This is a genomic window from Sneathiella sp., assembly GCF_047631475.1.
Classification (GTDB): domain Bacteria; phylum Pseudomonadota; class Alphaproteobacteria; order Sneathiellales; family Sneathiellaceae; genus Sneathiella.
The window spans coordinates 17,219-40,307 of sequence record NZ_JBLHZT010000007.1; the positions used below are offsets into that span (position 1 = coordinate 17,219).

Sequence of the window (23,089 nt, forward strand, 5' to 3'; positions counted from 1 at the left end):
TATACATTTAATTGAATTATCTTAACGGCACCAAAAAAAGGCGCCGAATTTCGGCGCCTTCTTCTCAATGAGTTTCGTTCAGGATTAGTTGTTGCTCCAACCACTAACGGATTTCACTTCAAGAAAATCTTCAAGTCCCCAAACGCCACCTTCGCGGCCATTACCGGATTGCTTGTAGCCACCAAAAGGTGCTCCGGCACCGCGCATCTGTCCGTTCATTTCAACCATGCCCGAACGCAAACGACGGGCCACCCGGCGAGCTTTGTCCAGATCCGTTGTCTGAATATAATTGGTCAAACCGTAAACAGTATCATTCGCAATTTCTACCGCTTCCTCTTCCGTATCAAACGGGATCATTGCCAGAACCGGGCCAAAGATCTCTTCCCGCGCAATCGTCATCTCGTTATTGACATCCGCAAAAACTGTGGGGCGCACAAAATAACCTTTTTCAAGACCTTCTGGGCGTCCTAGTCCACCTGCAACAACTCTTGCACCTTCAGAGATCCCTTTTTCAATCAATCCCTGAATTTTATTGAATTGGGCTTCGGAAACAACCGGTCCAATATGGCGACCTTCTTCAGCAGAAGGGCCGACAGCAACACCAGCCGCAACTTCCGCTGCGGTTTCAACCGCTTTGTCATAAATTGACCGCTCGACCAACATACGTGTCGGAGCATTACAAGATTGGCCTGTGTTATTCATGCATTGGATGATACCACGCTTGACCGCTTTTTCATCCGCGTCGGCGAAGACCACGTTCGCGCCTTTACCGCCGAGTTCCAACGCCACCCGTTTGACGGTATCCGCTGCGTTCTTCGAAATGGCAATACCAGCCCGTGTAGAACCGGTGAAGGAAATCATATCAACGTCTTTGTGGCCGGAAAGCTGGCTTCCAACGCCCATGCCATCACCGTTCACCAGGTTGAAGACACCGGCAGGGATGCCCGCTTCGTCTACAAATTCTGCAAATAACAGTGAAGACAGCGGTGCAATTTCAGATGGTTTCAAGACAACAGTACAACCAACCGCCATTGCCGGAACAGCTTTCAAAGTCACCTGATTCATTGGCCAGTTCCAAGGTGTGATCAGACCGCAAACCCCTACTGGTTCATATAAAATCTGATCGTTTGGTGCATGTGCCCCTAATTCACGGTCAAATTCAAAGGATTTAAACGCTCGGATAAAATTCTTGATATGCGCATATCCAGACCCGGATTGGGCTGTCTGTGCCAGAGAGATAGGGGCCCCCATTTCCATGGAAATGGCTTCACCCATTTCAGCACTGCGTGCTTTATATACCTCAGCAAGCTTTTCGATATAACCAATGCGCTCTTCTGCTGATCGTTCGCTCCATGGAATAAAGGCATCTTTAGCAGCCTTAACTGCCGCATCTGTATCCGCCTGGCTTCCTAATGAAATAACCGCACACACTTCTTCTGTTGAAGGGTTGATAACGTCCAGATCATTTTCTTTGGCCGGTGAAACCCACTGACCATTGATGTAAAATTTGCGTTTGTCTAACACAATTCGGCTCCCGTTCTTTTTCATTTTTCTACACCAGCATTTTTGCCTTCATCACTTATGAGATGAATTCCGGTCCAAAGGCCGTCGATAAATAGCTCGTGTTTCTGATAGTCTAAAGGTGCAACTAATTACCGCACTGCACAAGTCAAAATTTCGGATTATTTACCTAAGGTCTGCAAATCATCTTCAGAACAGGCCTATTTCCAATCACACATATTGCAGCCGTTTCTTAGGATCAAAAACCGGCTCGTGATTATAAACCAAAAGCCTGAGCTTGTCTTTGCTGGTGGCTGCGTAAAAATCCTCACCCGCTTGATCCCATTCCCTGTTCCCTCCGGTTAATTTGTTATCTGCCCGGCGAATGGAATGACAGGGCCGATTGCCTAGAAAATCAAGGCGGGCCTTGCGGTTGTTTCCCCAAACCCCCATACCCCGATATTCGGGCCGCACCGCTACCCAACAGGATTCAACACTAAAAGGATTAAACATTTCGATGGCGCCCGCCCGTTCAAACAGATGACGATGATAGGCTTCCTGTGCGAAACGAACGGCCCCAACGCCCAAGATAGTCGAGCTTTTATCAACCGTCAGAAAAAGCATCTCTGCCATCGGCAGCCCGCGCTTCAGATTTGCCAAGGGCACTTCGCCGCTCTCCAGAACGATTTTTACAAACGTATCGAGGACCTTTTCTGTTGCATTTACAGGTCGCACACACACCGTGCGTATTTTTTTACTCTCAGCCATCAGGCTCTCTCCTCATTCCGGGGAATGGCATTTCAGGAAACCTGTGTGGTTTCGCTGTAGGTATGCAACTGCAACAACATCACCTGTTTTTCAGCGTCGCTCAGCCAGGCACCGCTAAACGCATTTTCAATTAACGTTGTCACGTCCTGCTTTGTTAATCCCGCTTCCTGTTGCGTCGCAATCAGATTTTCGTTCATGTAACCCGGAAAATAGGCAGGATCATCTGAATTGATCGTAACCCGCATCCCTTTTTCAAGCATTGTTTTAACCTCAGTCGTTTTACGGCTTTGTGTCACATACCCATTTGAAATTGGGCAGACGGTCAGTACCATTTTCCGCTTAACGAGTTCCCGGCACAAAGCCTCATCTTCCAGAGAATTCACACCATGATCAATTCGATCAACGCCGATCTCGTTCAGCGTTTGCCATATATGATCAACGGAATTCGTTTGATCAACATCACAGTGCATGGTCAGTTTATATCCCTCATTCCGGGCGTTTCGGAACACTTCTTTAAATTTAATGGGTGGATTACCTGCTTCATCAGAGTCCAGCCCGACACCGACAATCCAGTCCTTATAAGGGATTGATGCCTCCAGAGCATCCTGTGCTGACGCTGCGTCCATATCCCGCAAAAAACACATGATCAATTGGCTCTTCACGCCCCAGCGTTCCTCAGCCTCCAATTGGGCCTGGTGGATACCTTGAATAACGGTGTCAAATGATACACCGCGCACCATATGGGCCTGAGGGTCAAAAAAGAGTTCGGCATAGATGACATTCTGTTCAACGCATTTTTTAAAATAAGCCAGTGTCAGATCATAAAAATCAGTTTGGGTGAGAAGGACACTCATTCCCTCGTAATACACTTTCAGAAACGAGGGCAGATCATCAAATCCATAAGCCGCGCGCATATCCTCAACCGTCTGGTAAGGCAGCTTGATGTTATTTCGTTCAGCGAGATGAAACTTAAGCTCTGGTTCTAAAGTTCCCTCAATATGCACATGCAACTCTGCCTTTGGCATCTGACTGATATACTGATCCATTTTTGACATTTCAAAATCCTTCTACTGAACGACCGCACTGTAAAACACGAAATCAGTGAGAGCAATACGAACCGCCAACCGCCATAAAAACAATTTTATGGGGTTTTATAATTAAAAAATACACCCATATGTTTGTTAATGACCAAAAAACAGGAGCAAGATTGATGGAGCCCCTTCACCCATCTGACATATTCCCATCAGAAACCCAATCTTTGGAAAATCAGATGGACCAAATTCGAGAAGATCTTGAAAATGGACGGCCTGCCGGCACTGTTCTTGTCTATTTGATCAGCCTTGCTAAAGCCTTTAATGCAGAAAACGCCGATGAGGAGAGAAAGGAAGCGGGCAACAAGAGCGAAGCTTTGCCACCACGAGACTCGTTTCTGATTGGGCCGCGCCACGTGAACGAAATTGTTATCATGCGCATTGAAATAATTGTGGAAAAGATTTTGCGGGGCCTTGATGGTTGGCTGGATAAACGTCTTCTGTGGATAGCCGCACAGAATGCCCCCCAGGAAATTAGTCCCTCCAATAAGGTGCAGAGACAGGAAGAACCTCAATCATTGACATTCTCCTATCTACAATCGTTGCTCAACCAAATGGAACAATTATCCAAAGACCCCTTGGAAAATGACGCCTTAAATCAGCTCATTCATCTGCAAGATCTGGTTACCGGCATTCATCAGAAAATCATCCGATTAAGACAAAAGCTGACACTGTTTTTCTGGCGAAGCACCGCATTGCATTTTCCAATTGACCTTCACCACCAACTCGGAAACGAAACGATGACTCTCATCATGAGTTATTGTCTGGATGATATACCCAAAAGGAACCTGCCTGGCAGATCGGCGTTGGCACCTCCTGATGCCCACTAAAAGGGTGGACACTAGCAAGCGAAACAAATACCCAAACCGCCCTGTTAAAAGACGATCGGCTTTGGCAGACAATCTTGAATTGCAAATCCTTTTCACCTTAGGATAGGCACCAACGCAGTGGATGTGGAAAACTAGGAGGTCACATGATCAACAACAAAATATGGCTCTTGTGTGTTCCGATATTCCTTTTGATGATCTCCTCTGCATGGGCGAAAGGACCTGAATATCCCGGTCCCTACTCAGCAGAGGTTTATTATATCACCGATGGAGATACATTTTTCGCACGAGTCAATTTATGGCCAGGCATCAATACTGACGTCAGTATTCGTATCCGAGGTGTAGATACGCCGGAAAGTTGGCGGCCTAAATGTGATCAGGAGAAAATTGCAGGAAAAGCAGCAACGGATTTTCTGATCAATCGTTTCAATAGTCCCTATCGAGGCGCCGTTTTAGGAAAACCAATGGCCAAGGTTACCTTAATAAATGTTAAGCTTGGCAAGTATGCCGGCCGAGCCTTAGCAGATGTCCTACATGAAGGCGAGGATGTTGCAAGCCTTATCATCGAAAAAGGACACGGCAAGCCTTATCAGGGCGGCAAACGTCAAAGCTGGTGCATACAGAACGATGACTAATCAGGTGCTTACCGCAGATAATCCGTTCAATAGGACCGATGCCATCACCGGCCCCACTGAACCATTTCCAACAGATTACTTTTTAGGTAAATACTGAAGCTTCAATCCCTTTGCAGTCCGGTTGGCAAAGCCTTTCCAATAGGTATGCTCCGGCTTCAAAGTACCGTTTTTTTCGGCGGCATAGACACCCTTTTGCGCGTCTTCGACTAAATCCAGATAAGACTGCATTTCTTTATCTGCCCGCAAATATTTTCCAAAATAAGCCGTCGCAAAATGCTGCGTAATGTTATTCATGCGAAGCGTATCCCAAACAGCGTCAGCATAATGGGCAAACGGTACGAAATCTAAATGTTCGCTTGGTTTCCAGGCTTCTGCCGGTGCAGGGATTGGTGCGGCTGCATTATGATTTGCGTTCTCAAACGTCAACAAATACCGATCAATATTCACAGTATTTTCAAAAATAGCCTTTGTTCCTTTTTCGTAACCGGAAACATCATCTACACTGCCGGCCATAAAGAAGATGGGGACACGAACGCCTTCTAGTCCCTTGGCATCCCAGAAACCAGTATTCATACCCCACGGAGCAATAGATATTATCGCCTTGAAACGATCATCCATCAAAGCCTCATGCTCCTTTGAACCCGCCATCATCCGGGTTAAGGTTCCATCAGGCGCCCCCCATTTATATTCCGTACTTGCTTTTGTGACACCGCCGCCTGCTGTGATCACCGATCCGTATCCGCCCATAGAATAACCGATCAAGCCAGTTGTTGACGTATCAACGATACCCTTCATAAAATGGCCGTCCTGTTTACTGAGCCGATCGATTTCGTTTAGTACGAAATTTTGGTCCAATGCCCGGTTAACCAGCGTGCTGCCAAAGGCGGCTTTGTTATCATAGGTACTTTCCGTATGATCGATTGATACGACGACATATCCCTTGGACGCCAGATTTTCGCCCAAATGGCTCATCAAAAAGCGGTTTCCCGGATATCCGTGCGAGATAAGAACCAACGGGGCCGGTGAAGCAGGCTTTACCGGCTTTGCATCGCGAACGGCCTTACCATAAAGGGTGACCTTTGTTTTTCCGTCGCGAATATAGACATTTTCATACTGTCCCCCTTCCCGGTTTTCCGCCGATGGATACCAGACTTCCACGGTCAAAGGACGATCATAGGTTGGATGCGGCTCTCCTGCTTTCACATTAAGAATGTCGGCCTGCTCTTTGTGGACCAACTGCAATGTCCGCACCCCAATTTTCTGATCACCCGGCGCGGCCAGCTCCGGCGCGTCCGGTCGCAATCCGTCAATTCGATTATCTGCTGCCACCCCAGTATTTGCGATTAAAATTCCCAACGCCACACCCATCACGAGTTTTTTCATCAAACTCTCCCATAATTATTATTCTTATATGCCAAGCCACACGAGCTTAGTCTTTTCACTTTGATACTGGAATAGAATTTTTAACCTCCACAATGAAAAGCCAATAAACCGAAGGAACATTTGTGCGGGCACACACCTCAGGCAGCCTCCTTTACATAAGCAGAGGACAATATTACCCTGTCCTACTTACACAATAAACGCACATGATGCATAAAAGGGAATTTGAAGACATATGGAACAAATCAACATTCAGTTCACGTTATTCTCAGCCTTTTATTCCCCCCTAATTTGCACGATCGCCGGCCCCTTTTTAAAAGACGAAGGCCTGACACCCGATTGGTCCGTCGCCGCACCCGGTGTTTCTGCCATTAGTGCTTTAGAAAATGGCACAGCCCATGTCGTTCAATCTGCATTGAGTCAAGGTTTTGGGGTTTTAGAACAGGGGCAGCAACCGACCGCCGTTCACTTTGCACAAATCAATGAAATGGATGGATTTTTTCTAACCGGGCGCGACGCCGATCCAGACTTTAGCTGGAATAAGCTGGAGGGTGCTGATGTCATCTTGTTCGGGGGCGGACAACCTCTGGCGATGTTTAAATATGCTTGCCACAAAGCAGGGATAAACTATGAAAAAATTAATGCCCTGCATGTTGGCAATGCGGTTGAAATGGACAAAGCTTTCCGGTCAGGGATAGGCCAATATATTCAGCAACAAGGCCCGTTCCCACAACAGCTGGAAGCCGATGGCGTTGGCCATATCGTCGGACAGGTCGGTACATTAATTGGTCCGTGTGGTTTCTCAAGCCTTGCGGCAAAAACGGATTGGCTGGCCAGTGATATGGCGGGAGCTTTTATGCGCGCCTATCGGAATGCCCGTCACTACATAAATGACGCCCCAGCGGCGGAGATTGCAAAACTCGAAAAACCGTTCTTTCCTAAAATTGAAGAACCTGTTCTTGCCAAATGCATTAAAAGTTACCAACAACTTGGATGTTGGACACCTCATGTAGAGATCACCCAAGACGCATTTGATGCCACTGTGGATATATTCGCCTATAATGGCCGTGATGTTAAAAAATACACATTCGATCAAATTTGCGCACCCGCACCTGTTGGTTGAATAGGTCAAATCACCCGAATACGTCCAATCAACCAGTTAATGTTTATTTGATATAAACAGCCGATTACGCTACCCTAACGCCTTTATTATTGCCAAAAAAGTTAGTTTGTTTACGTGAATTCGGACGAGTCAAAAAAAATAATAAACTGGCAATACGGTCTCTGTCCTCTGACATCAGACCCGGGTCTATTTGGACCATTTGAAAGCTTGGTATCTCTTTGGCAAAGCAAATGCACTCCTACATCACTTCCGCATAGAAAAGATTTCGACTTTCCGGATTTTCGAGGATGGTGGGGTAAGATTGCGATCGTAAAGTTTGAAAAAGATCCCTTTAATGTCCGTTTCGTTCTGTGGGGAACCCAACTGACAGAATGGTGGGGTGTTGACTACACCAACAAACTTTTGGGGGAGGAATCCCTTTCGCCTGCCATCTGGGAAACAGTGGAAGGGCGATATTTCAAGAATATGGTGAAAAACCCGTTTATTGGCCTTGTTCAAGGACAACTGGATCAACATGACCGACCTCACAAGAAAGTCGTTGGCGTTGATCTCCCACTAATGGACGGTAATGAAGTAACGCAAGTAATTCTAGCGCATTTGGAACTTGAAGAGGGAATGACATTTGATGATCTATTCCCTATTGATCCCAGCACGCGATACTTCTGATGAGGCACGCCTATCTGCCGATAATGAGCCCTCCATCATCTGGTAAGGTATGGTCAGAACGATACTACACCTGATGAATATCTTGATGGCCCCGACGAAAGGCTCCGGAAAGAGTGTTAGCATTATTAACCTTCCAGCCTTCGGTGCCAGACCACCTTTTTCAGCCCTGCTCAGCACCATTGGACACAGCAAATCGATAATAGTTATTGCCGAATAACAGCCCCAAACCTAAACCATTTCCGATCTTGTTACGTATACAGTCCCAGCGGTCAAAATTTCAGACAAAGCATGGACGTATGAAAACCTTCTATCCCTACCTGACCTTATCAGGCGCCCTCCCTTTTATTTTCTGTGCATTTCTGCTTTTTGCCGGTGTAGAGACGGTTCCTGTTTTTGGAAATACCGAGACTATTTTAAAGACATATGCACTCGTAATTGCATCTTTTCTAACTGGCATTCACTGGGGACAGCATCTGTCTTTAACTGGAAAGTGGAGCCGCTATCTTCCTGTGTTGAGCAATACTAATATCCTGATGCTTTGGTTCCTATACTTATTGCTACCGTCCCAGCTAATGCTTTTTGCGTTCGTTCTAAGCTATCTGGTGTCTTTGGAAATTGACCGAAAACTATATCAAGAGGCGCTTATTACACCGGGCTATTTCAAAACCCGTTGTCTTGCATCCGCTCTTGCCATTCTCTCTCTCATAACGTCAGGATTTTACGCGTGACCGACATTGCGATCATTGGCGCAGGCCTATCAGGTCTGACCGCTGCAAATATGTTAAAGGACCATTTCTCAATTACCCTTTTCGACAAGTCGAAAGGTGTCGGGGGGCGGTTGGCGACACGGCGTTCAAAGCCCTATAATTTTGACCATGGAGCACAATTCTTCTCTCCCAAGACGGATGACTTCAAAGCCTTCATCGCTCCGATGATCAAAGCCGGTGTCATTAAACCTTGGCGGGCACGATTTGCTGAGATTGATGGAAGGAAAGTAACGCAGCAATGGCAATGGGATGCCCAAAAACCTCATTATGTCGGTGCCCCCGGCATGAACGCAATTGGAAAATATTTAGCAAAAGACCTTAGAGTCAAACTGAACACAACCGTAATATCCATTAAGCAAACCGGCAAAAAATGGCACCTTGAGGATGAATACGGCAAAGCATTGGGGGCCTTTGACTGGGTTATTTCAACGATCCCCCCGAAACAGGCTGCCCAACTAGTTCCTGCCAATGCCCCTGTACAACAAATCCTTGAGTCAACTTCAATGAGCGGGTGCTTCTCGGTGATGCTCGGATTTGAAACACCCTTGCCGCTTGCGTTTGATGCCGCTGTGGTGGTCAACGAGAATATTAGCTGGATTTCGGCGAACCAAACCAAACCCGATAGAGGAAATAGCTATAGCCTGCTGATCCATTCTACCAACAAATGGGCCGATGCCCATCTGGATGACGATCGCGAAGACGTTTTAAAATATCTATGCCAACATACCGGTGAGATTATAGGCCACGACCTACGCAAGGCAGTGCACAAATCGATCCACGGCTGGCGCTTCGCCAACATTGAAAAGCAATCAGGGCCTACGCATTTTGCCGATACCCAAAGAAAAATTGCGCTCTGTGGCGACTATTTTATTCAGGGTCGTATGGAAGCCGCGTTCACCAGCGGCGCACAAGTTGCACGAACCATTCTTACGGCTGCATAGCAAGGATACTCAAATGCCTAAAAACATCGTCATCATTGGCGCTTCTGGCGCAATCGGGAGTGCTTTTCTACACAGAACGTATGCTTTGCACGCGGATTCAAAAATTCACGCATTTTCTCAATCACCGATGACGCCCCCTAAGGGCAATGTCGCGTGCCATCCCATCTTCTATACGGACGAAGGGTCTATACAGAATGCAGCCTCACTTGCCGCTGAAACTGGCCCATTGGACACTGTCATTGTTGCAACCGGTCTTTTACATGAGGGCGATATTAGCCCTGAAAAATCACTCAAGGACCTGTCGGCGAAGAAATTCAAGAAAATATTTGAAGCAAACACCATCACACCCGCCCTCATCGCGAAGTATTTTATTCCCGAACTAAACAGAGACAACAAATCGACCTTCGCTGCAATTTCTGCACGCGTCGGCAGTATTTCTGATAACCGGCTAGGGGGCTGGTACGCCTACCGCGCGTCTAAATCTGCGTTGAATATGATCCTCAAAAACGCCGCGATAGAAACCGCCCGACGCAATAAAAATGCGATCATTGTTGGCCTGCATCCCGGTACTGTCGCCAGCGGTCTTTCTAAACCGTTTCAGGCAAATGTACCTCCCCAGAAACTCTTTACACCTGACTTCGCCGCGACAAAAATGTTAGAAGTCCTGAGCACCCTATCTCCTCAACACAGCGGTAAGATTTTTGCTTGGGACGGTCAGGAAATTTTACCCTAAACACCCTATGAAACTATCCATGCTGAATATTCTTTCCCCGGCTCCAGAACCGAGGCTCTGCCAACCTCACCAGTCCCTTAGTAAGCCCCTTCTATTGATTTAAATACAAGTTAGATTTATCGTCTTCATCATTAGTAAAGACTGAACGCCTCAATTTGATAGTTCATAACCAACGGGAAAAGGGGGCCATTGCGTTCGTTGTTTTTAATCAGCCTGAAATCTCAACAGATAAAATTCCTTCAGTTGTTATGGTCTTTTTGATGGCCCTTGCAGTGTCGACGACGGTTCAAGCAAGCCCTCTGAACAAGTTTCAACTGATGACCGAACATTGGGCTCCGTATCAGTATGAAGACGGAAAGGAACTCAAGGGCTATGCGGTTGATATTGTTGCAGAATTACTAAAACGAACAGGATCCTCTCAAACAAAAAAAGATATCCAGTTGCTACCTTGGGCCCGAGCCTACCGAGAATTGGAAACCACGGAAAATACACTTCTATTTTCCGTGACAAGAACACCCGAACGCGAAAATAAGTTTAAATGGGTTGGCCCTATTTTTTATAACACGACCTATCTGATCGCCCTCAAAGACAGCCATATAAAAATAGAAGACGGACATTCTTTAAAAAACTATCGTTTTGGAACAATCCGGAACGATGTGAGCGAACTGTATCTAAAACGTTACGATGTCGCCCCCAAGAACTTCTCTCGCCATAATAACACCAAATCAAATCTGGAGATGCTAATGCGCCAAAGGGTTGATATGATCGTTGTCGGTTGGGAAGCTTTTAAGGACGATGCACGGTCCCTTGGCCTTGACCCCGATAAGTTCGAAAAAGTCTTTGAATTGGACAATGCGAATGTGTCTATTGCATTTCATCCAAAAACACCCGACCGGATAATCGCACATCTTCAAAACACATTGGATGAAATCAGATCAGAAGGGTTATTCGGTAAATACCTACGAAAACATGGTATTGAACAGCCGAAAGGGTTTCCTTAAAAAATGTAGATGCGGTTCAGCCGGTTTGTATGACTGTCATTGATGAAAAGCAGTATGCTGGCAAAAATCTAGGGCACCCGACCAATAGACCCACCCTCAAAATTTTTACATACCAAGTTGAAAACCGCTCCCCGGCCTGACTTAAAACCGGGGATACGGAAAGAGCCTTACCCAACAGGATATTTAAAAGGGCTTAAAGCCAAAAATCACGTTCAGATACTGCTTTATTTTTTATCTGCTATCCCATGCGGTGAAGGGCACAAATTTTATTTCCTGAAGGGTCGCGCAAATATGCAAGATACAAATCACCTTTAACGCCTTCTCTTACGCCCGGAGGGTCTTCACAAGTCGTTCCACCGTTCGCAAGGCCTGCTGCGTGCCATTTGTCTGCAGCATCCGGATCCGCTGCTGCGAAGCCAATGGTACTGCCATTGCCGTGGCTAGCGGCCTTTCCGTCAATGGGCTTTGAGATGGAAAAGATACCTTCTCTTGTGAAGTAAAAGCACCGGCCTTTGTCATCAATCACACCAGGTTTATGCCCCAACGCGCCAAGGATCGCATCGTAAAAAACCTTTGCTTTTTCGACATCGTCTGCCCCGACCATAATATGACTAAACATCTAAATTCCTTTTTCATTCTTATATATTCTGATATTCCGGGGGCATGTTAATATGACTGACTTAAGAATACGAACATTTTACGGCCCGCCTAGAATATTTTATGAAATATCCACCAAAATTCCCGCGCTTCGTCTCACGCGGGCGGATTTTAACTTGCCCGTCCATGTTCCGTCTCTCGTTCAGACCGTTTGAAAAATTTTGATAAAACCTGGCCAACGAAATTTGCGGGCGTAAAAACAATCGCGTTGCCTAGAAGGACGATGATGATGCCCGACGTAGCAACCATGTTCCAGGGATACCCCTCAAAAAAAGAAGAAAACACCAGCGCTATGACAGGAAATAGCACAGTGGAATACGCCGTCTTTTCCGGACCAATGCGTCCCACCAATGACAAATAGGCTGTAAAACCAATCACCGATCCCGGGATCGCCAGATAAAACAGAGCCCCAATATAGGGGAGTGAAAAATCAATTGTCAGAGGGTCTCCAAGGAAAATTGTGAACGCAAAGAGGACGGACGCGCCGTACAGCATGGCGTAGGCGTTGCCGGTTATTGTATTCACATTATTGGCCGCGTTCCACTTTCCAATCATATTGCCCAACGAAAAGAAATAGGTTCCGCAAAATGCCAGAAGCAATCCAATAAACATGTCTAAAAAACTCCGGCTTCCGTCCAATGTCGGGAGTAACAGCAAAATAAGACCGATTAATCCCAATGCGCCGCCGAACACTGTTTTTAAAGAAATAGCAGTGTTGAAAAAAAACCGACTATTCAGCACGTTAAAAATCGTCGCAAGGGAGAATACAACAGAGACAAGCCCGCTTGGGATGCGATCTGTCGCATAATAGAAGCACATGAAATTAAGTGAAAAAAGGCACAGCCCCTGTCCAAACAACCTTAAATGAGCCTGTTGAGGCAAGCGCATCCCCTTTCGCATAATCACAAGGCCGCTGAATAAAACAATCGAAGCCAAGGCAAACCGATAGGCGATTGATTGCGCGACTGGGACCGTTCCCAATTGCAGCGAAATAGCGAACCAGGTCGTCCCCCAGATCAACACAGTCAAAATGTATAAAAAACCTGACATAATACACTCCTTAAAACAGGGCTGCTGTCATGCCATAACCTTTGGCGCCATTCTTTCACCTTCTTGCATTTTTTTACATATTCTTGCGGTTTAGTGACGCAGACCAAGAGCCCTCTATTGTCACCGGTTTCCATTCGCCGTATTTAGAGAGGGAAATGTCAACAAACGGACCCCAATGAACAACCCAATTTCTCATCAAGATGTCTTTGGTATATTGAAGGATGCAGGCGCAACGATCCTGCGGTCCGTGGATATTGGCAACGGCCTGTTTGCTGCTCAGTGGTTCAATCAAAATGGTGAAGCGGCCTATGATCAACCGGGCCATCACACCTTCAGTGTTTATTTGAACGGCGGCGAAGCGGTACAGCGTATCGACAAACATGGCGCGCAAGTTGGGGGCGCACCCGGAAAGATCTGTCTGCTGCCTGAAGACCACAGATCTCGCTGGAATATTCCGCAAAAACTGGAAATGTTTCACCTATATTTTGACTCTCAGAAAATTAAATCACTCGCCTTACAGATTTTTGATCGGGATCCTCGGCAGGTAGATTTACAAGACCTGACATTTGAGGCGGACGCCTATGCAGAAAATATATTAAAGCATGTAATCCTTCCGCTTGATTGGTCAGAGAGGGCAAACAAACTTGCTTTATCCAGTGCAGGCGACCTGTTGCTCATCCATATCCTGAAAAACTATTCACAAACACAACAAAACATGCCCCCTGTCACGGGAGGCTTACCGCCGTCAATCTGCAAAAAAATTGCCGATTACCTGGATTCACATTTTGGCGACTCCATCAGTATCGACACCATGGCCAGTCTTGCCGGATATAGCAGCTTCCATTTCGCTCGCATGTTCAAAGAGAGCTTTGCCCTCCCGCCTCATCGATATCTGGAACAACTTAGGATAAAAAAATCAAAAGAAATGCTCAGGGCTAAAGTTACACCGTTGGCACAAATCGCCATAGCCTGCGGATACTCTTCACAGGCGCACTTTACTGCACGCTTCAAAAACGCTGTCGGTCTCACGCCAAAACAGTTTCAAAAACTGTAGTTCGGAATGAAGCCCTTGCAACAGGCCGAAAAAACAAACATCCCGGATAGCAGTTACATGCAGGTTTATGACAAAACACCTGGCTGCCAAACCGATGCGTTCTGCTTCAAGGTCGATTTCTCCGTTAGTTTGGAACATTTTATCCATGCTTTCTTTGACAGCCCTATTTTTAGGCTGGAACGGCTACTGATCCGGATCCTTACCCGCAAGCAGGCGGGCTTAATACAGGTAAAAAAACTGGCCTCAGGCACAGAAAAGACGTTTGCCGTCTGGCAGGTTGCAAAAAGATCCAACCGTGAAATACTGATGAAGGTCGGTACCGGCCCTATTAGAAGTTGGCTCGCAGCCTATCCGGATCAGGAGGGACGGACATCCCTTTATTTTGGCTCTGCCGTCCTCCCGACAAAAGGGGGTAAAAATGGAAGTCAGCAGGTTGGATTCTTATTTCAGGCAACAGCTTGGTTCCATGAATTTTATTCACGGCTGCTTCTACAATCAGCCGCAAAAAACCTGGCAAAGCATCTGGCCTAAAGCCTATACGCCCAGAACCGAGACTTATCTGAACGACATCAAGCACATCATATTAGTGTATTGAATTTTAAATTAACTAGTTTAAGTTATGTTGAAACTCACCTAAATGCATTCCTTTAGCGCAAAAAGGGAATGCCATGAAGCCACTCACGTTATTTAACATTTTCATCGAAACCAAACATCCGGATGATGCCCCTTACGGGACAATTCATAGCGATCTTTGCTACGGCAGATCACCCGGTGAAACCCTTGAGCAACTGGCCCGCCTTGGAAATGGAGAAGAAGCCGTCCAGGAGGAAAAAGAGGATGCAATCGACAGCGCAGAGCTGGACCTTCCTTCCTTCCCTCGTCTTGGTAAATCCCGTGTTGAGGCCATTGTCGCCCTGAACAGCAATGGTATTTTGGCACAAATGCTGGATGGTATAAAAATCTGGCTTGAAGAATGTGACAGTTTGCCAGATCAGGAACTGTTCAATGCCTTCCTAAGGGGGCAAGCCGGTGACAATTATGAAGATGAACTGAACCCGTATGAAAATCTGAACTTTGCGTATCTAGGCTACCTCGCCGGTCAACTCAGAACCGTAAGACGGCTCTTTCGCGCCCGTGACGTTGACAATGAAATGCAGGAAAGGCCGATTGCCCTTCTTCAACTGACCCAGAGGCTCGTCCATCGAATACGGCACCGTCTTCCTTTCGTTCTTTGGCAGAATGCACGACCAGAAATAAAGGAAAATGTGAACCCGACGTTAAATGAAGACATTATGAACATTATCCTGGGCTATTGCATCAATGATGAATTGGCCGCTGTAATATGTCCTCCAGTCCCATCATCGGCTGCCCCCTCGAGATCGGAAAGACGCATAGCGGCTGATCTGTCCCGATTTAAAAAAGAAGAAGGAAAAGAAGAAGATCATCAAGACGACGGAGGCGATGGTCCCGCACAAGGCTAACCTCCCATCCTACAGAAGGAAGTTCATTTGAGCTTCCTTCCAGTTTTTTGCCATCCAAATACCATAATATAGAATATTTATTGCAAGCTCCCTCCAGCAAAATGGGTGCAATCAGAAGACTAATGGTCCAACAGGCGAATAACCTGCCATAGAGGAGCACTAGCACGCGGGACGAGGACAATAAATTGACAAAAAACAAAACGACGAAATGGCTCAAAACTCTCTCTGATGAGCAGAGGATACAAAAAGCGAAAAATTTGACTGACAAACTTGTCGATCACGTTCGCGCCTTATTACCGGTTCAGGCAAACGCCCAGCATATTGTCTATTCCTCTTCATTAGCCGACCAGATCCCCTTGTCACATGCGGCGAATGCGTTCACCACCTTGCAATATAGTGTGCATTATTTTCTACTCGTGCGTCTTTGCGCCATTTGGGATAGCGGGGCAATGGACCGTGAAAGTATTTTAACGGTCCATGCCCTCATCAACACACCCCGGATAAAAAAGAAGATCGTCGAAGACATCTGTCTATGGCATCTCAATGATCGGAAGGAAAAACCAAATTCGGCTGATGACACAATGGTTTTCAGGGCTGAACTCTCACTCGAGCACGAAGATGCGGAACAACCCTCAGAAACAATAGAAGGCAAAAAAAACAACGGCTCGAAGATGCGATCAACAAGATTGAAAAAGCAAACACCGACTATGTCAATAAAAAGCTCAAAGCAAATAGGGACATGTTCATTGCCCATAATCTTCGATTGGATGAGGGACACATACAGTTTCCTGAAAAAATTAAATATGGAGATGAGAAACTACTACTCGGTGAAACAATTGAAATTATGGCGTTGTTGCATCGGGTACTCAACAACGCGGGCTTTGATTGGGATGGAGCCAAAAGGCAGACCGATCGAAATGCAGAACAGCTTTGGTCAAACTGTACTTTTTCAATTCAAAGTAAGCACTGAAGCTATAACAGACAGACTAGCTCCCCAAATTCTTAGATACCAACCTGTTTGTCGTGATGCTGAATCATACAGCACCTCTTGAATATGCCTTATGACTTGCGTTTTATTTTATATTTTTCTAATATTAGAATCACGCTATTACTCTGTTGATAGTAATTAGTGGTTCTGGGGGGGAACAATGAAAAATATTTTTGGCCAAATTCCCATTTACTTAGCGCTTATCCTTATACCGTTGACAGCCTGTGCGCAGGAGTCTGTTCCGAATTTAGCAGGAAAGCCATGGCAGGCAATAACACCGACCAACCTGGTCCTTGCGGAAAATTTTGACCTCGCAGCCATGAGGCCCGCGAAACCTCGCGCGCCAATGCCTGTCAACAAGGCGCTCTCAAGTGAAGAAAATTTGATTGAGGCCCTGAAAATCTATAATTCAATCAAAACAGACGATAAGGGTCAGGCCTATTCGCTAACGGAACTGTGGAACCAAATCAGCACGCAAGATTTGCTCCGTCAGCATAATGGAATTGGAGGTATTCCATCACGTGCGTTTTATAACGCCGCCCAAAAAGCAGTATTAATAACAACTGGTCCTAATCCGGAGGTTACATTCAATACTGCAGTGCGTGTCAGGCTTTCCATGTCGGGACAAATACTAAACTACAAATTTGACAAACTGGCAGGCAGCGGCGTGTTAATTGCTGCAACCTACCTCACCACAACGGTAACGCCTGTTGTAGCAATGACAAATCCCTTTTCAAACAACCCGAAACCCGAACCCACTATGGGGCAAGCAAGTGTCGAAGCTGAAGCCTTCATTTGGAAGGTCAATGTAAAGCCGGGCGGGTTCACAATTGTCAATAAATGGCGGGATGATGATCCTTTTCCCGGAACAATTCCCTTTACGCGTGAAATGGTGGCAAGATCAAATGCATTGGGTCACAACTATAAGCTTTGGGCAAAGGGTAAAAAAATAAAGATCAAAGGTGTCTGGCATGCTGAAATGCTGAACGGAAACTGGAATTGGGAATGGGTCGATAATTCAAGCTCGTCCACCTCTCCCTATAAGCACCTTTACACTTCTGCCGACGACAATTGCATTGATATGCTGTTTCAAGGATATCCGCCTGCGGATCTGGCAGACATGGCACCGCCGCTCTATTGTCTGGGTCGATGTACCAGCCCGCTTATCGTCAATACCGGCATGTAAACTATCCAGCGCAACGCACGCCGTGGCACTCACTTTAACAGATCATTCGTTTGCTGAAACTGAAGGTTTGATCGTCACCTAACTCATATCCAATCACTCAGGCCGCCGTGTCTGGGAGCCTCCTTGCTGAGTTGGCCTATCGGAAATTGGTCGGTCGACCTTGTTCAGTAGACGGGACTGTAAAACAAAGCCGTAATGTGCTTCGATTTCAGAGGTAAGCTTTGCGATGTTCTCTTTTGGGATTGCGTTGGTATACGCCGCGTTGATCAGGGTGCGTTGCTCCAGCGCCAAAGCGTTTTGTTGTCTGGCAACAGCCATGGCTTTATTCAGATATTCCTTCACCTGAGCAGAACCTGGATTTATAAAATGGGTAAACTTGCTCATCAAGCGCAAGGTTTCCGCTTGATAAAAGCTGACATCGGTCTCGCTGTTTTCAACCAACGCCTGTTGCAACAATTCCAAGCCGCTCTCGTAACGGCCCGCCCAACCATGGATCTCGGCCTCCAGCGTGAAACTATAGGGCTTAATCTGCAGAGCCCCCGTACTTTCATACATCGCTTGTCCGTCGCGCAATATCTTTAGCCCCTTATCGCAATCGCCCAACGCGGCGATAGACCATCCGAATATAATCGACGCCCACCCCAACCAATAGGGAAACGAAAACTCAGCTGCAATCTCTCTGGCTTCAGATGCATATTCTTGGGCTTGTTGATAATTCTGATCTGTTTGGCAGACTGAGGAGGCAATCGATTTTGCATATGCCGTGCTGAACGGATGATTTAGTCGATCTGCAAATGCAACTGCTTCTTTCATTTGCTTATTGGCCTCGCCGTTCTTACCCAAAAACCAGTTTGCCCAACTTCTTACGCTCACGGCAATAACATTTGGATCCGTTCCCTGATCAAAAGCCTGAACGCTGTGCAATTTCCGATCATATAGTGAGATAGCCTGAGACAAGTGATCCGCCGCATACCGAAAATCACCGGCAAAAAATCCACACATGCCAACAGATCGATGGCCCCCCATGAGTAACGTCTGATCATTTTGCTCGATCGCTGTTTCCAGTTCCTGATCTGCAAGCGTCCGGGCATCATTGATTTTTCCGTTCAGGAAAAATACGTTGGCAAGTCCATGCGAAGCGGCCACCCGTTGATGGACCGTTCCAACCTTCTTCCCTAACGTTGCAGCCTTGTCATAGTTCTCTTTGACGTCAGACGCTGACCAACCATGTATCGCCAGTAAGGATGCCCCTAGGGCAAGGCGGATACCCAGCTCATATTCATCCTGTTGGACATCGACAGTAAAATATTTCAATTCACGCAACGCTTTTTCAAGGTTGAACACAGCTTCTTGTTGCTCTGACCTTTCAGCCGCCCGCTTACCCGCTAACATCCAATAATCTGCGGCTTCAACAGGTCGGTGCGCCTTAGAAAGGTGATGGGCAATTTGCTGTGGATAGTCTGAGATTACTTCGGGATAGTCGCGGATATACACATCCGCAATCTGGCTATGATAAGTCAGCCTTTTGCTTCTAAGAAGCGCTTCATAAGCGGCGTTTTGAATTAACGCATGCTTAAAAACATAATGCACGTCTCCGCCATGCTGATGCTCCGTCACCAGGCCGGAGCGAACCAAAAGGCGAAGCGTGTGCTGGATATCCTCTTTATACATTGGCACCAGCATTTCAATTAGCGTTCCGCTGAATTCGCGCCCGATAACCGCTCCAATCTGGGCAACAATTTTCCCTTCTGCCAGACGATCCAAGCGCGCAATCAGCGACGCCTGCAGGGATATCGGTATTTTTTCCGTTTTCGATCCATTGTCAAGCAACGAACGAGTCATTTCCTCCACATAGAGCGGAATACCTTCCGCTCTTTTAGCAACTTCCTCAATGACCTTGGGCTTTAAGACATTACCGCCAAGTCTGCTGGCTATCTTCCTGCAATGTTCCAATCCAAGGCGCTTGAGATTGATTACTGTTGTCGGCGTTTCACTGCTGGAAGGAGGGGTATAATCCGGGCGATGGGAAACAATCATCAGAATTGGAAGATCCTTTAGAAATGGCATGATTTCCAAGATCAATGTTTCCGTTGTTGGATCAATCCAGTGCGCGTCTTCAAGCACGAACAGAACCGGTTGCGATTGAGCGCATTTCCTTAATTGGTTTACAATGGCGTCCATCAGCAAAACGCGCCTTTGATGAGCAGGCAAATTCAACGGCTTGTATTGTCCGAGATAAGGTAATGAAAGAAGCGAAGCAAAAAGAGGGACATCTCGCGGCAGATCTACTGAAATATCCTCTAGCAACATCTCGAGTTTAGCCAGTCGATTTTCATTTGTGTCGTCATAAGTAATATTGGCCGCCAGTTTAATGCGCTGAATGATGGGAAAAAATGCACTATTTGTATGAAAGGCCGAGCATTGATGCTGAAGGTCAAGGTGGCGCACTCCTCGTATCTCATGCCGGATCTCTTCAATAATCCTCGACTTCCCAATTCCCGCTTCCCCCGAAATGATCAGAAATTGGCCCTGACCATGGCAGGCCTGGTTCCAGGCATCTCGGATAATCGACAATTCCCGTGTCTGCCCAACAAATTCTGACATCATTTTTTCATGAAAAATGGTAAAGCGACTCCCCACTGACGCCTCTCCAACGACCAACCACAGGGGGACACGCTCTTCAAATCCCTTTAAATTAACGGGAGCCAATTCTTCAAGGATGAAGGACTGCCCAACCAGCTCCTTTGTCATGGCACTGATTGCAATTTGATCTGGTTTCGCTGCGCTTTGTAGACGAGCGGCCAAATTGGGAGTCACACCGGTGACCTCACCGATACCGCGCTCTGTTTCACCGTCCAGATTACCGACGACCACTTCCCCAGAAGCGATACCAACGCGCGTTTGTAGTTTCAGGTTTCCAATGACCGATAAATCCTTCACCGCTGATAGAATATCCAGGCTGGCATATATGGCCCGCACGGCCTGATCTTCATGGGCCAGCGGCCACCCAAAATATATTAAAGCGCCATCCCCCAGAAACTTTGCAACAAACCCACCATACTTTTTCACCACAGTGATGATGGTATTTTCATATTGATTTATGAGGTGGCGAAGATCCTCGGGATCCAGTTGTTGGGATAACGCAGTAGACCCAACAAGATCGCAGAAAACAACCGTCAGCAGCCGGCGCTCTGCTGCGGTTCGCGGGATCTCTCTCAACTCTTTTAAAACAGATCCTGTGCTTTCATCTGGTGTCAGGCCTGCTGAGTTTACCGCGCGCAATATTCTTTTCCGAGGACCCATTGGCAGTCCAAGTTCTTTTAAATCCGCATCGTTCAGATCCGAAACATCGTCAAAGGTGATCTCGTTTTCCCGAAAAACCTCAATATATTTCTCAAGGTCAAGATCAGCCAGCCATTGTCGTAAAGTATCGGACATCGACATTTCTCTTTAATGTTGACGACAGGAAAGAAATTTACAGGTGGAACAAGCGTATATTCGGAGGAACTGTAATAATAAGAGTAGTAAATCGCGCCTTATACTTCCCGAACTATATTCTTTATATCAGAATTAAAGAATATAGTTAAGGTGTGAGAGGCGGGCCTCCAATCATCACGGGCTTTATAGTCTTGGTGGGGGCAATAATTCAGCCTCATAAAAGGTACATCCGTCCTAGATATGGACCGAACATGCCGCTCCCCTCATGCATGCACACATCCCTATGTCACCAATTTGTCGACTTAAAATAACAATCACAAACACCACAATATAGTATAAGATAATAGGAATATTAAAAAATCTTCATCGTGAGGTCAGACTGTGGTGTACCCAACCCCCGACAACGAAACTGAGCGAAATGAAGCAGTTCGATCCTACAAAATTATGAACTCCCGGTCTGAAACAGCCTTTGATGAAATAAGTAATCTTGCGGCACAGATCTGTGACTGCCCCGTTGCCTATGTCAGTTTCATTGAAGATGATCAATTCTGGTTCAAATCAAAATATGGTTTACCTGAAGAATTTAAAGGATGTCCTCGAGAGATAGCATTTTGTTCTGTAACCGTTTGTGGATCAGACATTGTGATTGTTCCAGATCTGACCAAGGATGACTATTTTAAAAACTTTACTTTTGTTCTCGAGCCCCCTCACTTTGCATTTTACTGTGCAATGCCGCTCGTCACTCCGGATGGTTATGCTATCGGAACAATATGTGTCATGGACATGAAGCCCCGCGAATTGAATTTTGAGCAGCAAGAATCCCTGCGCCGGCTGGCCCACCAAACAATTGCACAATTAGAATACCGACGTAGGATTATCGAACTGGATCAGACAATTAATGAGTTAGACGCTGCACATCTTGCGCTTGCAAAAGAAAAAGCTCGGGCCGACCAGCTACTGGAAACTATTCTACCACACACCATTGCCCATGAATTGATTGAAAATGATAAAGTCGCCCCCCGTTTTTTCAGTGATGCAACTATTCTTTTCATAGACATCGTAGGATTTACATCATTTGCCGAAAAAGCGGAACCGGCCACGCTCATTAATATGCTCAATAGTTATTTCTCAGAATTCGATACCGTAATGGAGCGGTTCGGTCTGGAAAAGCTAAAGACAATTGGTGATGCCTATATGGCGGTCGCCGGGGTCCCAATTTCAGATAGGTTGCACTGCCAAAATACCTGTCTTGCAGCCTTATCCGTTCAAAAGGTTGCTGAACAGAAAAAGACGGAACGCCAAAAACTGCGTTTACCTTTTTTTGAATTTCGTATTGGCATTAATAGCGGTCCTGTCATCGCCGGCCTGATCGGGCGAAAACGGTTTACTTACGACATTTGGGGGGATGCGGTGAATGTTGCTGCGCGGTTGGAAGCGCACAGTGAAAGCGGTCGAATAAATGTCTCTGACCGTGTTTATCATCAAATGGCTCCATACTTCGACTTTACAGGACAAGGAACGATTGAGGTCAAAAACAAAGCCCCCATGTCGATGTATTTTCTTGACCGCCTTAAAGATATGTACTCCCAAGACCCAGATGGTAGAACCGGCAATCAAAAGCTGTTGGAAATGAACGGCCCGCTCAACGTTCAAACAGACCGATAAAACCGCAGACCAAAAGACCTTGTGCCTTAGCACTGGAAGAGTAAATGCATCGGGCAATTCCGGAAAACCGATTTTTTGATGTCAACCTGTACCCGCGCACGCCAGGACGCCTCCTCCAATGCATGCCTGAAATCTCTA

21 protein-coding genes and 1 pseudogene are annotated in these 23,089 nt (G+C 46.4%); 15 read left to right on the plus strand and 7 right to left on the minus strand.

Annotated elements, in window-relative coordinates; all coding sequences use genetic code 11:
- Window positions 1-84: 84 nt before the first annotated feature.
- The 3 genes from ACJAYR_RS04405 to ACJAYR_RS04415 form a co-directional block, all read right to left on the minus strand.
- Window positions 85-1,524, minus strand: a complete 1,440-nt coding sequence (locus tag ACJAYR_RS04405; protein WP_415235551.1) for an aldehyde dehydrogenase family protein — start codon at window positions 1,522-1,524, stop codon at window positions 85-87.
- Between the two features lie 207 nt (window positions 1,525-1,731).
- The gene (locus tag ACJAYR_RS04410; RefSeq protein WP_415235472.1) at window positions 1,732-2,268 is read right to left on the minus strand and encodes a hypothetical protein; all 537 of its coding nucleotides are present in this window, start codon (window positions 2,266-2,268) and stop codon (window positions 1,732-1,734) included.
- A gap of 32 nt (window positions 2,269-2,300) precedes the next feature.
- On the minus strand, window positions 2,301-3,314 hold the full coding sequence (locus tag ACJAYR_RS04415) for an adenosine deaminase (protein ID WP_415235552.1): 1,014 nt from the start codon (window positions 3,312-3,314) through the stop codon (window positions 2,301-2,303).
- 224 nt (window positions 3,315-3,538) lie between these two features.
- Between ACJAYR_RS04415 and ACJAYR_RS04420 the strand changes: the two genes are divergently transcribed.
- Window positions 3,539-4,189, plus strand: coding sequence for a hypothetical protein (locus ACJAYR_RS04420; protein WP_415235473.1), 651 nt, complete (start codon window positions 3,539-3,541; stop codon window positions 4,187-4,189).
- A 143-nt stretch (window positions 4,190-4,332) separates the two neighbouring features.
- Window positions 4,333-4,821 carry a thermonuclease family protein gene (locus ACJAYR_RS04425; RefSeq protein ID WP_415235474.1) on the plus strand — a complete coding sequence of 163 codons (489 nt, stop codon included), beginning with the start codon at window positions 4,333-4,335 and terminating at the stop codon, window positions 4,819-4,821.
- A gap of 75 nt (window positions 4,822-4,896) precedes the next feature.
- Here the strand turns inward: ACJAYR_RS04425 and ACJAYR_RS04430 are convergent, their stop codons facing one another.
- Window positions 4,897-6,204 carry an alpha/beta hydrolase family protein gene (locus ACJAYR_RS04430; RefSeq protein ID WP_415235475.1) on the minus strand — a complete coding sequence of 436 codons (1,308 nt, stop codon included), beginning with the start codon at window positions 6,202-6,204 and terminating at the stop codon, window positions 4,897-4,899.
- Between the two features lie 232 nt (window positions 6,205-6,436).
- Between ACJAYR_RS04430 and ACJAYR_RS04435 the strand changes: the two genes are divergently transcribed.
- The 6 genes from ACJAYR_RS04435 (at window position 6,437) to ACJAYR_RS04460 (ending at window position 11,432) form a co-directional block, all read left to right on the plus strand.
- A complete protein-coding gene (locus ACJAYR_RS04435) occupies window positions 6,437-7,324 on the plus strand; it encodes an ABC transporter substrate-binding protein (protein ID WP_415235476.1) in 888 nt (295 codons plus the stop codon).
- Between the two features lie 207 nt (window positions 7,325-7,531).
- Entirely contained in the window at window positions 7,532-7,990 is a 459-nt protein-coding gene (locus ACJAYR_RS04440; RefSeq protein WP_415235477.1) for a hypothetical protein, read from the plus strand.
- A gap of 296 nt (window positions 7,991-8,286) precedes the next feature.
- Window positions 8,287-8,718: a DUF3429 domain-containing protein gene (locus tag ACJAYR_RS04445; RefSeq protein ID WP_415235478.1), complete on the plus strand. Its 432-nt coding sequence runs from the start codon at window positions 8,287-8,289 to the stop codon at window positions 8,716-8,718.
- Window positions 8,715-9,698 carry an NAD(P)/FAD-dependent oxidoreductase gene (locus ACJAYR_RS04450; protein ID WP_415235479.1) on the plus strand — a complete coding sequence of 328 codons (984 nt, stop codon included), beginning with the start codon at window positions 8,715-8,717 and terminating at the stop codon, window positions 9,696-9,698. Before ACJAYR_RS04445 ends, ACJAYR_RS04450 begins: the two co-directional genes overlap by 4 nt.
- 13 nt (window positions 9,699-9,711) lie before the next feature.
- Window positions 9,712-10,431 carry an SDR family NAD(P)-dependent oxidoreductase gene (locus tag ACJAYR_RS04455; protein ID WP_415235480.1) on the plus strand — a complete coding sequence of 240 codons (720 nt, stop codon included), beginning with the start codon at window positions 9,712-9,714 and terminating at the stop codon, window positions 10,429-10,431.
- A gap of 155 nt (window positions 10,432-10,586) precedes the next feature.
- Window positions 10,587-11,432, plus strand: coding sequence for a substrate-binding periplasmic protein (locus ACJAYR_RS04460; protein WP_415235481.1), 846 nt, complete (start codon window positions 10,587-10,589; stop codon window positions 11,430-11,432).
- 238 nt (window positions 11,433-11,670) lie between these two features.
- Here ACJAYR_RS04460 and ACJAYR_RS04465 read toward each other — a convergent pair whose 3' ends face one another.
- Window positions 11,671-12,051, minus strand: a complete 381-nt coding sequence (locus ACJAYR_RS04465; protein ID WP_415235482.1) for a VOC family protein — start codon at window positions 12,049-12,051, stop codon at window positions 11,671-11,673.
- Between the two features lie 149 nt (window positions 12,052-12,200).
- Window positions 12,201-13,139 (minus strand): DMT family transporter, encoded by a 939-nt coding sequence (locus tag ACJAYR_RS04470; protein ID WP_415235483.1) that lies wholly within the window; start codon window positions 13,137-13,139, stop codon window positions 12,201-12,203.
- A gap of 175 nt (window positions 13,140-13,314) precedes the next feature.
- Here ACJAYR_RS04470 and ACJAYR_RS04475 point away from each other — a divergent pair, with 175 nt between their 5' ends.
- The 6 genes and pseudogenes from ACJAYR_RS04475 to ACJAYR_RS04500 all read left to right on the plus strand — a co-directional run bounded on the left by ACJAYR_RS04475 (window position 13,315) and on the right by ACJAYR_RS04500 (window position 17,848).
- Window positions 13,315-14,193, plus strand: a complete 879-nt coding sequence (locus tag ACJAYR_RS04475) for a helix-turn-helix transcriptional regulator (RefSeq protein ID WP_415235484.1) — start codon at window positions 13,315-13,317, stop codon at window positions 14,191-14,193.
- A 6-nt stretch (window positions 14,194-14,199) separates the two neighbouring features.
- Complete coding sequence (locus tag ACJAYR_RS04480; RefSeq protein WP_415235485.1) at window positions 14,200-14,724, plus strand: hypothetical protein; 525 nt, start codon at window positions 14,200-14,202, stop codon at window positions 14,722-14,724.
- Window positions 14,725-14,861: 137 nt separating this feature from the next.
- Window positions 14,862-15,674: a hypothetical protein gene (locus tag ACJAYR_RS04485; protein ID WP_415235486.1), complete on the plus strand. Its 813-nt coding sequence runs from the start codon at window positions 14,862-14,864 to the stop codon at window positions 15,672-15,674.
- Window positions 15,675-15,931: 257 nt separating this feature from the next.
- Window positions 15,932-16,207, plus strand: a pseudogene (locus ACJAYR_RS04490) (hypothetical protein); the annotation flags it as partial.
- A 152-nt stretch (window positions 16,208-16,359) separates the two neighbouring features.
- Window positions 16,360-16,644, plus strand: coding sequence for a hypothetical protein (locus ACJAYR_RS04495; protein WP_415235553.1), 285 nt, complete (start codon window positions 16,360-16,362; stop codon window positions 16,642-16,644).
- Between the two features lie 178 nt (window positions 16,645-16,822).
- Complete coding sequence (locus ACJAYR_RS04500) at window positions 16,823-17,848, plus strand: hypothetical protein (protein WP_415235487.1); 1,026 nt, start codon at window positions 16,823-16,825, stop codon at window positions 17,846-17,848.
- A gap of 93 nt (window positions 17,849-17,941) precedes the next feature.
- Here the strand turns inward: ACJAYR_RS04500 and ACJAYR_RS04505 are convergent, their stop codons facing one another.
- Entirely contained in the window at window positions 17,942-21,286 is a 3,345-nt protein-coding gene (locus ACJAYR_RS04505; protein ID WP_415235488.1) for an adenylate/guanylate cyclase domain-containing protein, read from the minus strand.
- A 381-nt stretch (window positions 21,287-21,667) separates the two neighbouring features.
- On the opposite strand from ACJAYR_RS04505, the gene ACJAYR_RS04510 reads away from it, so the two are divergent.
- Window positions 21,668-22,951 (plus strand): adenylate/guanylate cyclase domain-containing protein, encoded by a 1,284-nt coding sequence (locus ACJAYR_RS04510; protein ID WP_415235489.1) that lies wholly within the window; start codon window positions 21,668-21,670, stop codon window positions 22,949-22,951.
- Window positions 22,952-23,089 lie beyond the last annotated feature (138 nt).

Bases quoted from the DNA above. Each gene is read 5' to 3' on its own strand.
- ACJAYR_RS04445 (WP_415235478.1), top strand. From the start codon at position 8,287: ATGAAAACCTTCTATCCCTACCTGACCTTATCAGGCGCCCTCCCTTTT.
- ACJAYR_RS04470 (WP_415235483.1), bottom strand. From the start codon at position 13,139: ATGTCAGGTTTTTTATACATTTTGACTGTGTTGATCTGGGGGACGACC.
- ACJAYR_RS04485 (WP_415235486.1), top strand. From the start codon at position 14,862: ATGAAGCCACTCACGTTATTTAACATTTTCATCGAAACCAAACATCCG.
- ACJAYR_RS04475 (WP_415235484.1), top strand. From the start codon at position 13,315: ATGAACAACCCAATTTCTCATCAAGATGTCTTTGGTATATTGAAGGAT.
- ACJAYR_RS04430 (WP_415235475.1), bottom strand. From the start codon at position 6,204: ATGAAAAAACTCGTGATGGGTGTGGCGTTGGGAATTTTAATCGCAAAT.
- ACJAYR_RS04435 (WP_415235476.1), top strand. From the start codon at position 6,437: ATGGAACAAATCAACATTCAGTTCACGTTATTCTCAGCCTTTTATTCC.
- ACJAYR_RS04480 (WP_415235485.1), top strand. From the start codon at position 14,200: ATGAAGCCCTTGCAACAGGCCGAAAAAACAAACATCCCGGATAGCAGT.
- ACJAYR_RS04420 (WP_415235473.1), top strand. From the start codon at position 3,539: ATGGACCAAATTCGAGAAGATCTTGAAAATGGACGGCCTGCCGGCACT.
- ACJAYR_RS04455 (WP_415235480.1), top strand. From the start codon at position 9,712: ATGCCTAAAAACATCGTCATCATTGGCGCTTCTGGCGCAATCGGGAGT.
- ACJAYR_RS04505 (WP_415235488.1), bottom strand. From the start codon at position 21,286: ATGTCCGATACTTTACGACAATGGCTGGCTGATCTTGACCTTGAGAAA.
- ACJAYR_RS04500 (WP_415235487.1), top strand. From the start codon at position 16,823: ATGAAAAATATTTTTGGCCAAATTCCCATTTACTTAGCGCTTATCCTT.
- ACJAYR_RS04415 (WP_415235552.1), bottom strand. From the start codon at position 3,314: ATGGATCAGTATATCAGTCAGATGCCAAAGGCAGAGTTGCATGTGCAT.
- ACJAYR_RS04425 (WP_415235474.1), top strand. From the start codon at position 4,333: ATGATCAACAACAAAATATGGCTCTTGTGTGTTCCGATATTCCTTTTG.
- ACJAYR_RS04465 (WP_415235482.1), bottom strand. From the start codon at position 12,051: ATGTTTAGTCATATTATGGTCGGGGCAGACGATGTCGAAAAAGCAAAG.
- ACJAYR_RS04410 (WP_415235472.1), bottom strand. From the start codon at position 2,268: ATGGCTGAGAGTAAAAAAATACGCACGGTGTGTGTGCGACCTGTAAAT.